Annotated in this window: 14 protein-coding genes and 1 pseudogene; 8 read left to right on the top strand and 7 right to left on the bottom strand. The window is 45.6% G+C overall.

Annotated features, from left to right (window positions below; all coding sequences use genetic code 11):
• Positions 1-79: 79 nt before the first annotated feature.
• From M5J74_RS33305 to M5J74_RS05505, 3 genes and pseudogenes are all read left to right on the top strand, one after another.
• Positions 80-937 (top strand): annotated as a pseudogene (locus tag M5J74_RS33305) (PAS domain-containing sensor histidine kinase); the annotation flags it as partial.
• Between the two features lie 340 nt (positions 938-1,277).
• Complete coding sequence (locus M5J74_RS05500; RefSeq protein WP_250017116.1) at positions 1,278-1,742, top strand: response regulator; 465 nt, start codon at positions 1,278-1,280, stop codon at positions 1,740-1,742.
• Positions 1,658-2,158: a hypothetical protein gene (locus M5J74_RS05505; protein WP_250015767.1), complete on the top strand. Its 501-nt coding sequence runs from the start codon at positions 1,658-1,660 to the stop codon at positions 2,156-2,158. Before M5J74_RS05500 ends, M5J74_RS05505 begins: the two co-directional genes overlap by 85 nt.
• On the opposite strand, the gene M5J74_RS05510 is transcribed toward M5J74_RS05505, so the two are convergent.
• From M5J74_RS05510 to M5J74_RS05540, 7 genes are all read right to left on the bottom strand, one after another.
• The gene (locus tag M5J74_RS05510) at positions 2,155-2,592 is read right to left on the bottom strand and encodes a response regulator (RefSeq protein ID WP_015153107.1); all 438 of its coding nucleotides are present in this window, start codon (positions 2,590-2,592) and stop codon (positions 2,155-2,157) included. The two genes, M5J74_RS05505 and M5J74_RS05510, sit on opposite strands and share 4 nt — an antisense overlap.
• 338 nt (positions 2,593-2,930) lie before the next feature.
• Positions 2,931-3,308 (bottom strand): response regulator, encoded by a 378-nt coding sequence (locus M5J74_RS05515; protein ID WP_015153108.1) that lies wholly within the window; start codon positions 3,306-3,308, stop codon positions 2,931-2,933.
• 16 nt (positions 3,309-3,324) lie between these two features.
• Entirely contained in the window at positions 3,325-3,471 is a 147-nt protein-coding gene (locus tag M5J74_RS05520; RefSeq protein WP_181824273.1) for a hypothetical protein, read from the bottom strand.
• Between the two features lie 3 nt (positions 3,472-3,474).
• Entirely contained in the window at positions 3,475-5,418 is a 1,944-nt protein-coding gene (locus tag M5J74_RS05525) for an ATP-binding protein (protein ID WP_250015769.1), read from the bottom strand.
• Positions 5,415-6,221, bottom strand: coding sequence for a GAF domain-containing protein (locus tag M5J74_RS05530; RefSeq protein WP_250015771.1), 807 nt, complete (start codon positions 6,219-6,221; stop codon positions 5,415-5,417). The genes M5J74_RS05525 and M5J74_RS05530 overlap by 4 nt, the downstream gene beginning before the upstream one ends.
• 122 nt (positions 6,222-6,343) lie before the next feature.
• Positions 6,344-8,212 carry a response regulator gene (locus tag M5J74_RS05535; protein ID WP_015153110.1) on the bottom strand — a complete coding sequence of 623 codons (1,869 nt, stop codon included), beginning with the start codon at positions 8,210-8,212 and terminating at the stop codon, positions 6,344-6,346.
• A 517-nt stretch (positions 8,213-8,729) separates the two neighbouring features.
• On the bottom strand, positions 8,730-8,873 hold the full coding sequence (locus tag M5J74_RS05540) for a hypothetical protein (protein ID WP_250015773.1): 144 nt from the start codon (positions 8,871-8,873) through the stop codon (positions 8,730-8,732).
• Positions 8,874-9,056: 183 nt separating this feature from the next.
• Here M5J74_RS05540 and M5J74_RS05545 point away from each other — a divergent pair, with 183 nt between their 5' ends.
• The 5 genes from M5J74_RS05545 (at position 9,057) to apcD (M5J74_RS05565) (ending at position 13,281) form a co-directional block, all read left to right on the top strand.
• On the top strand, positions 9,057-10,187 hold the full coding sequence (locus M5J74_RS05545; RefSeq protein ID WP_015153111.1) for a photosystem q(b) protein: 1,131 nt from the start codon (positions 9,057-9,059) through the stop codon (positions 10,185-10,187).
• A gap of 209 nt (positions 10,188-10,396) precedes the next feature.
• Positions 10,397-11,506, top strand: a complete 1,110-nt coding sequence (psbA, locus tag M5J74_RS05550; RefSeq protein WP_106218457.1) for a photosystem II q(b) protein — start codon at positions 10,397-10,399, stop codon at positions 11,504-11,506.
• Positions 11,507-11,624: 118 nt separating this feature from the next.
• Entirely contained in the window at positions 11,625-12,101 is a 477-nt protein-coding gene (apcD, locus tag M5J74_RS05555) for an allophycocyanin subunit alpha-B (protein ID WP_015153113.1), read from the top strand.
• Between the two features lie 111 nt (positions 12,102-12,212).
• Entirely contained in the window at positions 12,213-12,698 is a 486-nt protein-coding gene (locus M5J74_RS05560; RefSeq protein ID WP_015153114.1) for an allophycocyanin subunit beta apoprotein, read from the top strand.
• Between the two features lie 103 nt (positions 12,699-12,801).
• Positions 12,802-13,281: an allophycocyanin subunit alpha-B gene (gene apcD / locus M5J74_RS05565; RefSeq protein ID WP_106170801.1), complete on the top strand. Its 480-nt coding sequence runs from the start codon at positions 12,802-12,804 to the stop codon at positions 13,279-13,281.
• Positions 13,282-13,315 lie beyond the last annotated feature (34 nt).

Here is a 13,315-nt window from a genome sequence, read left to right on the forward strand (position 1 = left end):
GGCACTTTATCTACTCTCTACATTACTAGTCATTGGAATTGCCACTTCAATTATTTGGAAACTCCGCACCTCTGCGATCGCCGTACAACAAAGCGAAGTAAAATTCCGGGCAATTTTTGAGAACTCCCTGTTCGGCATTTTTCGCGTGCGGCTGGAAGATGGCTTAATTTTAGCCGCCAACCAGAGATTTGCGAACATGTTAGGACATGAATCGGCAGCAGAGATCGTCGGACATAAGCGCACTATCGATTTTTACGTCGATCCTAGCCAACGTCAGCAAATGCTCGAAATCGTGCAACAGCAAGGCGAAATTAATAACTTCGAGCAGCAATTTCGCTGCCAAGACGGGACGACATTCTGGGGGTTATTTTCGGCACGGTTAAACGTTGCAGAAGGATGTTTGGAAGGTGCGATCGCCGATATTAGCGATCGCAAAGCTGCTGAAGCCGCCCTAGCGCAGGCAAAAGAAGCCGCAGAAGTCGCAAATCATGCCAAAACTAAGTTTCTTTCTCACATGAGTCACGAATTACGCACTCCCTTAAGCGTAATTTTAGGCTTTACGCAACTCCTGACTCGCAGCAACCAACTCGATCCCAAACAACAGGAATATCTCGATACAATTAGCCGCAGTGGGGAACACCTCCTCGCCTTAATTAACGACGTATTGGAAATGTCCAAAATTGAAGCAGACAGAATTACGCTCAACGAGCAAGATTTCAACCTGCATCATTTACTGGATGGACTGCAACAAATGTTTCAATTGAGAGCCACATCCAAAGGGTTAGAATTTATCGTCGAGCGATCGCCCGATCTACCCGAATGCATCCGCACAGACGAAAGTAAACTGCGTCAGGTTTTAGTCAATCTAATTGGCAATGCGATTAAATTTACTCAGGCTGGAAGTGTAACTCTGCGCGTTAGTTTAGGAAGTCGGGAGTCGGGAGTCGGGAGCAGGGAAGAAGGACAAGGGGGACAAGGGGGACAAGGGGGAACTCGGGGACCCCACGACCGAAGGGAGTGGGGATTAGGGGGCGAAGGGGGACAAGGGGGACAAGGGGGACAAGGGGGACAAGGGGGACAAGGGGGACAAGGGGGAACTCGGGGACCCCACGACCGAAGGGAGTGGGGATTAGGGGGCGAAGGGGACAAGGGAGACAAGGGGACAAGGGGGACAAGGGGGACAAGGGGGACAAGGAAGTAATTCTAGTCACCAGCCACTAGCCACTAGCCACTCATTCTCACTACTCACTTTTTCAGTCACAGACACTGGAGTCGGAATCGCTCCAGCAGAAGTCGATCGCCTTTTCGATCCGTTCGTGCAAGCGGAAGCGGGTATTAGTTCTCAGGAGGGAACGGGGTTGGGATTGCCGATTAGTCGCAAATTCGTGCAATTGATGGGTGGAAATATTACGGTGGAAAGCCGTTTGGGTGAGGGAAGTTGCTTTGAGTTTTATATTCAAGCAGAGAATACCGCAGCCGATGTCATTCCATCACCAACAACCTCCAGACAAGTTATCGGGTTAGCTGCGGGACAGCCTGCATATCGAATTTTGATTGTGGAGGATAAGCCCAGCAATCGACAGTTGTTGTTAGAACTACTCCAACCTGTAGGGTTTGACGTGCGAGAAGCAGAGAATGGACGAGAGGCGATCGCAATTTGGCAAAGTTGGCAACCGCACCTAATCTGGATGGATCTGCGAATGCCTGTCATGGATGGATACGCAGCCACCAAACGAAATTAAATCAGCCCCAGGATGCTCCCATTATCATTGTCTTAACTGGTAGTGCTTTTGAGGAAGAACGCCAAATTGCCGTTGCTACTGGCTGCGATGACTTTATTCGCAAGCCTTTCCGTGCCGAAGTCCTATTTGAGAAAATGACTGAATATCTTGGCGTGCAGTATATTTACAAGGAGGAAGAAGGGAGAAAAGCGATCGATTCAACCCGCAATCTTCATGCTTCATCCTTACAAGTCATGCCTGTTGAATGGATCGAACAATTGCGCCAAGCGGCGATTTGCGTTAATGCTAAGTTATTACATCAATTAATCGCCCAAATTCCTCCATCACACGCATCTTTAGCCCAGTCGATCGCGCATTTAGTCGATAATTTCCAGTTTGAAGAAATTGTAAATTTGACGAGTGCTTTCTGTCACTAGTTCCAGTTCAGCGCGATCGCGACTTGGTTAGCCAAAGCTAATAAATCGAATGGCTTGGCGATCGCCACAATTACACCTAAATCAAGCGATTGTGGTAACTGATAAGAGTGTATGGTATTGGTTAATAAAATCACGGGAATATGCTGAGTCACGGGATTTTGCTGTAATTGTTGTAAGATTGTTGACCAGTCGCGATCGGGTGTGAGATCTGCTGCAACTTCTACTGAGCGATCGCTATACTTGGTAGTGCAGGCATCTAAGTCTAATAAAATCGCATCGACTTGTCTTGTCTGGGCTAAGACAATAATTTCGCAACGTGAATCAGCAACCAAAACTTCCCAGCCAGCAGCGATTTCTAAACAAATCTGAGCTAGTTCTCGAATCGCATTCTCATTCTCAATCAGTAAAACACGGCGAGATGCACGATTAACCACAATTATCAGTTATCAGTTATCAGTTACCGTAGGGGCGGGTATGAAGCGAAGATTTAATTGCTGTAGGCAGAGATCTTTTGCTAAACCCGTGCGTACAAAAGTCAGCGATTGGGGAACAGGAAACGGAAAGTCAAAAGTTATGATTTCCGACTTCCAACTTCTAACTGCCAACCTCTGCTATATCTTGTAGCGTAGGTAAAAAATATGAATAATTCATGAAGGATGTAAACAGTCAATAATATACACGCAAAAAGATATAGTTATAAGACTCTATAAACTACGTAATTCAACTCATGGAAAACAATATGAATAATTATTTATTTAAGTACCAAATTGTTTCATGACTTAGCAGCAATCAAAACTTGCTCGATTTGATTAGCCAAGGTAAAAGGATCGTAAGGCTTAGTAATTACCGCCGCTACCTGAATTTGTGTAAACTGTCTCTGTTCCGCAGGTTGAGCTTTAGCGGTGAGTAAAATGACAGGAATATTTTGCGTCAAAGGATGAGCTTGCAACTTTTGGAATGTAGTTAATCCATCCATATCCGGCATCATCACATCTAATAGAATCGCGTCAGGCTGTTCGGATGCAGCTGTCACCAATCCCTCTGCACCAGAGCTAGCTGTCAGCACTTCCCATTCCCCTGATATCTCCAGACAAATTTGAGTCGCTTCCCGAATATCCTGCTCGTCATCAATAATTAAAATGCGTTTCATGGTCATTAGTCATTGGTTATTTATTATTAGTTGATGGTTGATGGTCGCGATTTCCGACTTTGGTACGGGCGGGTTTGACCGCAGAATTGTTTGTTTTAGTAAAAGTTGGCTCAAAAAACCCGCCCCTACAATAACTGACAACTGATAACTGTTCACTGGTCACTGGTCACCGGTCACTGTTTTCTGCTAAGGGTAGGGTGAAGGAAAAAGTACTGCCTGTCCCTAAAACACTTTCGACCCAGATTTGTCCTCCGTGTTGCTGTACGATGCTGCGGCAAATTGCTAGTCCTAAGCCAGTCCCGCCTTGATGACCGGAGTTAGAAGCATCGACTTGCTGAAAGCGTTCAAAAATTGATTCGAGTTTATCTTCTGGAATGCCTCGTCCTGTGTCTTTCACTTGGAAGGTGACATGAGGGGTGAGGAGTGAGGAGCGAGGAGCGAGGGGATCGGAGATTTTTGAATTTTGGATTTTGAATTTTGGATTTTGGATTTCTCGCCCTGTGTTCTCACCTCTCCTAGTTCCCTCTACTTCAGGTTCCCTCACTCCTCGCTCCTCGCTCCTTGCCCCTAATTCCGCACTCAGCCACACTGTAGATCCTGGGGAGGAAAATTTAATCGCATTGCTGAGTAGGTTAGTTAGTGTTTGTACGATTCGGTCTGGATCTACCCACAACTTTGCTGATACTGGTGTGACGCACAGATTAATTTCTGCTTTCTCAGCCATTGCTTGCATAACCTCTGCCGATTGGACGATCAACTCAGCTGCATCGCAAAGCTGTTTGTGCATGATAACTTTGCCAGAATTGATCCGTTCGATGTCAAGGATGTCGCTAATGAGCCGGACTAAACGGTTAGTATTGTCAAACGCAATTTCTAACATCCGCTGCCGTTTGGCTGGTTGAGTCTCCAGAAAACCCCGCGCTAGCAAACCCAAAGCAGTACGAATTGAAGTGAGAGGAGTTCGGAGTTCGTGGCTGACAACTGAGACAAACTCATCTTTCATCCGCTCGACAATTTGGCGCTCGGTAATGTCTTTAAATATGACAACTGCACCGACAATCTTTCCCTGTTCTCGAATTGGAGTGCTAACGTATTCAACTGGAAATTTTGACCCGTCGCGACGATAAAAAATATCGTTGGTTATGTATTGTACTGCTCCAGTTTGGAGGGTAGCGTAAATCGGGCTGTCTTCCCAAGTGTAAGGCGTGCCGTCCGGTTGGGAGTGGTTGAGGATGGCATGGATAAATTTAGCATTGGAGCGATCGCGCGTTTCTGGTAAAAAGTAGCTGGCATGAATTTCTAAATCGCGATCGCAATTAGATCCAATTAGCTCTCTAACTCGGTATCCCAACATTCTTGCGGCAGCGGGATTAACAAAGGTAATTTTGCCTTGAGCGTTTAAACCGTAAATTCCTTCGCCTGCCGAGTTGAGAATTAATTCATTTTGGCGGCTGAGGCGTTCTAAGGAAGCTTGCGCCTGTTCGCGCACGCTAATTTCTCTGAGTAAATCGATATTAGCCCGTTGTAGTTCTGCGGTTCGCTCCTCGACTCGTTGCTCTAATTGAGCATTTAAAGCACAAATTTTAATCTCTGCTTGCCTGCGCTCTTGAATGTCGCGAGATAAATCGGCGTTGAGGGCATGAACTTGCAAATACAGTTCGTATTGTTGAATTGCCAGAGCGAAATGGCTACCTAGAGCTTGCACTAGTTCTATTTCCGCACTCGTCCAGGCTTGCGCTTGCCCTTGTTTTAATTCTCGCCAAGTTTCAAAAGATTGAATCGGGCGTAAGTGGCGCGGATCGTCCCGGTCGGGTCGTCGCGCCCATAGGGTTTCAATCTCAATTTCTCGCCGAAATACGCTCAAATAACCTAAAATTTGCTGTCGGTACTGCAAGCGCACGATTAACAAACCGCGAATTCGCACCGGAAACCATGCCAGCGCCAATTCTGTAGGAATTTCTAGACCGTGCCAATCGGCGATCGCCCAAGTACAGCGATCGTCATCCACAGTTGTTTGTGCGTCTAGCCACGATCGCCAACTCGAATATTCTTCCAGATACAACTGGCACCCCGCTTCAGATCGCCAAATCGGTTGTTCGCCACAAGTCAACAACTGCGCTGCGGTTCCTGGTCTTTGGGGCTAATATAAACTCTGCCACCCGTTCCCCCCAGCGCCGAGACAGTTAGCTCTAACGCTTGCTGTAACTGCATCTCGGTCATGGAATGCAATAATTTAGCCACGCGGTTAATCGTGGCTTCTTGTTGGGCTTGGATGCGAGTTTGTTCGAGCAAGGTACTTTGGGCGATCGCAATTGATAATTGATCTGCTACCAACTGCACCACCTGCAACTCTCGGTCTGTAACTTGTCGCGGTAAACTGTGATGGGATACTAACAACCCCCACAGGCGATCGCGATGTAAGATCGGCACGACTAGAGAAGACTGCACCCCCATCGAAGTGAGATACTCCACATGGCAAGGATCGACAGGGCGAAATCGAATGTCAATTTCTGGAAGCGATACTCCGGTAACCGGACAATCCAACGAACTTGAGCCAATTTCCTGTGCTGCCACATCAACAATCGAACGCTGACGCGCCTTCAAAAACAACTCTCGCGCCAGGGGCGGAATATCTTCGGCAGGAAAGTGTTGTCCCAGTAAAGATGGTAAACGTTCTTCCTGCACCGATTCTGCTACGACTTCGCCACTACCATCTAAATCGAACCGATAAACCATCACGCGATCGGTTCCCAAAAAGGCACGCACTTCGGCAACAGTTCCTGAAAGAATCGCAGGCAACTCCAAAGATTGACGAATGCGATTCATCATCCGATGTAGCAACACTTCCAGCGAAGCGATCTGTTCTTCGCTCGCTCCACAAGTAGAATTTGACAGGGAACGATTTGTTTGCATTTGACTACTGTTATCAGTTATTAGTGGAACCAGTGACTGGTGGCTAGTGGCTAGATAAAATAGCTTCCTTGTCCTCCTTGTCCTCCTTGTCTCCTTGTCCCCGACTCCCGACTCCCGACTCCCTACTGAATACTCTGCATCAATCGCATTTGCCCCAAGCGATTAAAGATTTGAGTTACGAGTTCCGTACCTAAAATCGACTTGCTCAAACAATCGTTTGCACCTGCGGTAAAGACTTGTTGTATGGTGCGATCGTCAGTGTGAGCTGTAAGAAAGAGGACGGGTAGTTTATGCCAACGTGGTTCGTTACGCACAATTTGACACAGATCGATGCCGTTAAACTGAGGCATTTCTACATCAAGCACAAGCATATCGGGGGCAAATTCTTCTAAAATTGCCCAAAAACGCGATGGTTCTTCCAACGTGTTGAGCTGAATGCCCCAAGGTTCTAATAACGCTTGCATTAGCGTCAGAATCTCTGGATCGTCATCCACAACTAGAATTTTGGTGGGATGAGAGCGAGTTTGTTGCAATCTCGTAACTGCTGCTAGCACCTCCTCTGGGTTGAAGGGTTGTCGTAAAAAAGCGTGAACGCCCAAACGAGACAGCTCGATTCGATCGCTTAATCGATCGCCTCTGGTACACAGTAAGACTGGAATTGGTGGAGTACGGTTTGTCAGTTCGGCAAGAATGGCTAAATCTGCGGCGGTGGTATTGGCGAGGGAAAGATTGAGTATGACTACATCGGCTGGAGATAGGCGATTGAACTTTTCTAAATGGGCGATCGCTGCTTTTGCTGCCGAGATATTCGGCGCAATTTTTACTCCAATTCCTGCGGTTGCAGCCAACTTGACGATTTGCTCTGCTAGTCCGGCATCGCCATCAATTGCTAGCATGACGATCGATTGCTGGCGCGGTAAGGGGCGATCGAGTTGGCTCAGGCTAGGTCGTTGAATTTCTCGTTTCAATGCCATCACCATTTCATATAAGTGCAGTGCCTCACTACGGTCTAAAATTACGTCTGCTTGCCAGATATCCTCGATATGTTTTGCCAACCGCGAACCTTTGGCAAACCCAAAAATACCCAACGCTCCTGCTAACTTGTGTGCTGCTTGTCGCGCTTTTTCGCGCAATTCTTCTGTGAGTTTGTTGTCTAGTAAGGATATGGTTGCTTGCTCTAACACGGCAACGCGATCGCTACTTTGATATTTGATTTTTTCCCAGACTTCTGCCAAGGCTGCTTTTGTCTGCTGCTGGATCGAGTCCTGACTTTGAGGTAAAGACGCGCCGCGCAGTTTTGTTTTTTTAGTTGTCGGTGCGGGTTGTTTCAGGCGATAACCCAGACCGTATACTGTTTCTATTAAATCGGCAGGTGCGCCGACTTGTTTCAATTTCTGTCGCAAACCCTTAATATGAGCCGTCACCGTGTCTTCTTTAGGGGCTTCTGGAACTGCCCAAACTCGATCTAAAATCTCACCACGGCTTAAGACGAGCTGAGGATGGCGCAGGAAAAGCTCTAGCAGACGATATTCGTTCGGTGTCAAATGCAAGACGCGATCGCCATATGTTACTTCACACGTCCCGCATTGCAGCCGCAAGTCTCCCCACTCTAAAGCTTGTAGGATTGGTTTACTTTGTCGTCGCAAAAGTACGCGAATTCGAGCCAGTAATTCTGGCATATCGAAAGGTTTGACGAGATAATCATCTGCGCCTGCATCTAATCCCATCACTTTACGATCGCTAGAGTCTTGCGCCGTAATTAATAGCACGGGGGTTTGATATTTGCGATCGCGCAATCGTTGGCAAAGTTTAATACCATCAAGCTTAGGCAGGATCACATCTAGCAAAATTAAGTCATAGGTGAAGGTTTGAATGAGATCCCACCCAGTCTGACCATCAGTTGCAGTATCGACGACATAGTTTTGCTGCTGAAGCACATTTTTTAAAGCCTTAGCAACACATTCATCGTCTTCTATGAGTAAAATTCTCATTTTGTATCACCTATTAAATAAGTGAGTTGGTAATTGGTAATTGGTAGTTGGTAATTGGTAGTTGGTCAGTGAGAGATGCGTGTTACGACTTACGACTTCTGCCTCTTCCCTATCTTCACAAGTAAGTCGATCGATCGAACCGGATTCCTATAGCTAGCCAAGAATTACTAGCAGTCAATACTTCTTACGAAATATCCAAATTTCTCAGCCAGCAGTTGCAAAGCGATATGTATGTTGCTTTTATTACATTTTAATCTGCTATCAGGTATCGAATTACTAGAAAGCTTCTAGCTAGAATGGTTGCTCAAGCTATATCCTAGAATCTTGGCTATTAAGATGCTAAGTGCGAATGCCTCCGTGTCAATACATTTTTTGAGTAGTTTTTTCTACCAGTGGATATAAGTAGACGATGTTTCTTATTTGACAAATATTATTCACAAATCTCTAATTTTAGTCTGCTTATAGCAAGTAAAATTAATGTTTCTTAATCTATTTTCAACTTTTAGTGAGCCAATGCTCATCGAGGAACAAAAGACTTTTTGGGAGTTGCTGCTAACAAGCACATTGAGTTGCAAGCATCTGATAGTAAGGGCGATCGCAACTTCAAGGCAAGCGATCGCGCAAGCGTTTTCTCGGTAAAATTATTACTTTTTGTAAACAAATTTCATTTCTTCATTGGTTCTTCAGGTTTTTTCCCTATTCTCAAACACAATCAACGTCCAACAAGTTTTGTTGCTCCTACTTTGATTGCTTTGATTCGACTATCAAAAGTCAACCCATCGCATCAGGATTAAAACACTGTTGCGGTGGGGAATTTCTCGCCCTTTATTAAACATCTATTCTCATGGTGTCAAAGACAGACAGTGCGATCGCGACTCCAACTCGTGGCGATCCTACTGAACAGATCCCAGTCACTAATGAATTAAAAAAACGCCAAAGCACTAGTATTTGGGATCGCTTTTGTAATTGGGTGACTAGTACTGAAAATCGGTTGTATATCGGCTGGTTTGGAGTACTAATGATTCCCTGTATGCTGACAGCAGCCAGCGTGTTTATCGTTGCCATTATTGCCGCACCAGCAGTAGATATGGACGGTATGAGTTCGCCGATTACTGGCTCTCTACTAGACGGCAATAACATTATTACGGCGGCTGTCGTACCAACATCAGCGGCGATCGGACTGCATTTTTATCCACTTTGGGAAGCAGCCTCTTTAGATGAGTGGCTCTACAACGGTGGACCTTATCAACTGATCGTGCTGCATTTCTTGATCGGCATTATTTGCTATCAAGATCGCGAATGGGAATTGAGCTATCGCTTGGGAATGCGACCTTGGATTTCTTTAGCATTTACTGCACCCGTTGCGGCTTCAATTTCGGTCTTCTTAGTCTATCCAGTCGGACAAGGTAGCTTCTCAGCAGGAATGCCACTGGGAATTTCTGGAACTTTCAACTTCATGTTGCGGTTTCAAGCAGACCATAACATTCTCATGAGTCCTTTTCACGTCTTGGGAGTCATCGGAGTTTTGGGTGGTGCTTTCTTATGCGCTATGCACGGTTCCCTGGTGACTTCTACCTTGATCCGTATGGATGGCGATCGCAGCGACGAATTGAGCGAATCGACCAATGCCGGATACAAGCTCGGTCAAAAGCGCCCGACCTACAGTTTTAGGGCAGCTCAACTGTACTTGTGGCGGTTAATTTGGCGGGGAACTAGCTTTCCCAACTCGCGCCGATTGCATTTTTTCCTAGCAGCTTTTCCAGTAGCAGGAATCTGGTCTGCGGCTTTGGGGGTTGACATTGCAGCATTCAACTTTGAAAAGTTGAACTTCGAGCCAACCCACATTGAGAGCCAAGGCAGAACAGTAAATACATGGGCAGACGCGATCGACTGGGCAAATCTAGGCATAGATATGGCACGCGATCGCCAGTTACACCAATTCCCCAGTGACTTGATGGCAGTGAGTAATGAGTAGTGAGTGGCTAGTGACTCGTGACTGGTGACTAGAAAAGACTCTAGCTACTAGCTGTAATGACACACAAGATGAGTTCAAGATTATGCTTGCCAAATAGCTTTTAGGCAGGAAATTATTTTCGGCTAACGCCTTGTGCCAGTACAACTAGCCACCAGCCACTAGCCACCAGCCACTGGTTCCACTGATAACTGACAACTAATAACTGACATATGACTACAGTTTTACAGCGTCAATTAAACCGCGTCCCTGCGTGGGAAAGGTTCTGTAATTGGGTGACTAGCACAGAAAATCGGTTATATATCGGCTGGTTTGGCGTGCTGATGATTCCCCTTTTAGGAGTCTCCATTTGCGTCTTTACCATTGCTTTTATCGCAGCACCACCTGTAGATATTGATGGTATCCGCGAACCCGTATCAGGTTCCTTACTCTACGGCAATAACATCATTACTGGAGCCGTAGTGCCGATGTCTAATGCCATTGGCTTGCACTTTTACCCTATTTGGGAAGCAGCATCGATGGATGAGTGGCTTTACAACGGTGGACCCTATCAGATGATAGGTTTTCACTACATCCCAGCTCTGTGTTGTTATGCAGGGCGCGAGTGGGAGTTGTCCTATCGTTTGGGGATGCGTCCTTGGATTGCAGTTGCCTATACCGCTCCCGTTGCTGCCACCTCATCAGTGTTCTTGGTTTATCCCATCGGACAAGGTAGCTTCTCTGATGGTCTGCCAATGGGCATCAGCGGTACTTTCAATTTCATGTTTGTCTTCCAAGCCGAACACAATATTCTGATGCATCCCTTCCATATGTTGGGAGTTGCAGGAGTGCTGGGAGGTTCGTTGTTCTGCGCCATGCATGGATCGTTGGTGACATCCAGCTTAATTCGCGAAACAAGTGACAACGAATCGCAGAACTACGGCTACAAATTCGGACAAGAATCGGAGACATACAACATTGTCGCCGCCCACGGTTATTTCGGTCGTCTGATTTTCCAGTATGCCAGCTTCAACAATAGTCGTTCGTTGCACTTCTTTTTGGCAGCTTGGCCCGTGATTTGTATTTGGGCTACGGCGCTGGGTATCAGTACGATGGCGTTTAATTTGAACGGGTTTAATTTCAATAACTCAGTTCTCGACTCGCAAGGTCGCGTGTTACCAACTTGGGCTGATGTATTAAATCGGGCAAATCTAGGATTTGAAGTCATGCACGAACGCAATGCTCATAACTTCCCCTTAGATCTTGCTTGTGGCGATGCCGTTCCAGTAGCGTTCAAAGCGCCAGCAATCGCTGAAGTTACACCACAGGCGATCGCCAGTTAAGCACTCATTTAGCTATCCTCTGGCTATTTATTGGCAAGTCTTTTGACTTTCCGATTGGCTTGCCAATTTTACTCAAACCAACTTGACAAAATGACTTAGCAATTTTTAGGAGAAAACAATGAGCATTGTTACCGAATTAATTCTGAATGCCGATAGTGAATCTCGCTATCCCGCACCAAAAGAAATTCAGGTCTATCAAAATTTTGTTAAAACAGGCGAACAGAGAATTCGGATCGCCAAAATATTAGCAGAAAACGAGCAAAGAATCGTTCAAAATGGTAGCGCGAGATTTTGGGAACGAGTTCCCAATACTCCTAGCAATAGCGGCAACGAACGTAAAACCGCTTCTTGCCAGCGCGATCAAGGTTGGTATATTCGTCTGATCGCCTATTCCGTATTAGCAGGTAGCGAAAAGCCTCTAGAAGAAATCGGCACGATTGGCATCAAAGAGATGTATAACAACCTCGAAATTCCGCTCAGAAACATAGTTGAATGTATGCGCTGTTTGAAAGAGGAAGCACTATCGCTTATGAGCGAAGAAGATGCTTTAGAAGTATCAGCATATTTTGACTACGTGATGCGATCGCTTTCTTAAAGTGATTAGTGTCTTGTGGCTAGTGGCTAGTGAAAAAAATTGAATCTAGCTACTAGCCACTAATGACCAGCCACTTACTAATTACCATTACCAAATTCAGGAGATAAACCAATGCAAGACGCAATTACTGCTTTAATTAATTCTTCTGACGTTCAAGGCAGATATCTAGATCCGAGTTCTTTGGATAAGTTGCAAAACTACTTTCAAAGTGGCGATATGCGGGCAAAAACTGCGATCGCAGTCAGTGCAAATGCTAAAAACATTGTCACCAAAACAGTAGCAAAATCTTTGCTTTATACAGATATCACCGCTCCTGGTGGCAATATGTATACTTGTCGTCGCTATGCTGCTTGCGTGCGTGATTTAGATTACTTTTTGCGCTACGCTACCTACGCAATGTTAGCAGGAGACACTTCAATTTTAGACGAGCGCATTCTTAACGGTTTAAGAGAAACTTATAACTCTTTAGGCGTGCCAATTGGGGCAACAATTCGCTCCGTACAAGCCATGAAAGAAGTTGTCACTAGTTTAGTTGGTGCTGATGCAGGCAGAGAAATGGGTGTTTATTTCGATCATATTGCTGCTGGTTTGAGTTAATTAGTGATTAGTGACTAGTGGCTAGTGAATAGAAAAGATTCCAGCCACTAGTTACCAGCCACTTATCAATTACCAATTACCAATTACCCATTACCCATTACCAATGAGTATCATCACCAAAGCAATTGCTAGCGCCGATCGCGAAGCTCGTTATTTAAGTCCTGGGGAGTTGCGAACAATTCGCGACTTCTATAATGGCGGGGAAAACCGTTTGCGAATCGCTACAACTCTAATTGAAAACAGAAAAGAAATTGTTGAAAGAGGTAGTTTGAAGTTTTGGGAATGCTGTCCCGACACGCCAAGTAATAGCGGTAATAGAACTTATCGGGCATCTTGTTTGCGCGATCAAGATTGGTATATCCGCCTAATTGCTTATACAGTTATTGTGGGAGATGTTGAACCTCTAAAAGACATTGGAATTGTAGGTGTAAAAGAAATGTACGAATCCCTAGAAATTCCTTTAAGAAATTGGGTGGAATGCATTCGTTGTCTAAAAGAAGTGACTTTAGACCTTTTAAGTCGGGAAGATGCTGCTGAAGTCACACCGTATTTTGATTGTTTAATTCAGGGAATGACTCCATAATTCGGAATTCGGAATTCGGAATTCGGAATTGATT

The organism is Chroococcidiopsis sp. CCNUC1, assembly GCF_023546805.1.
Taxonomy (GTDB): Bacteria; Cyanobacteriota; Cyanobacteriia; order Cyanobacteriales; family Chroococcidiopsidaceae; genus Chroococcidiopsis; species Chroococcidiopsis thermalis.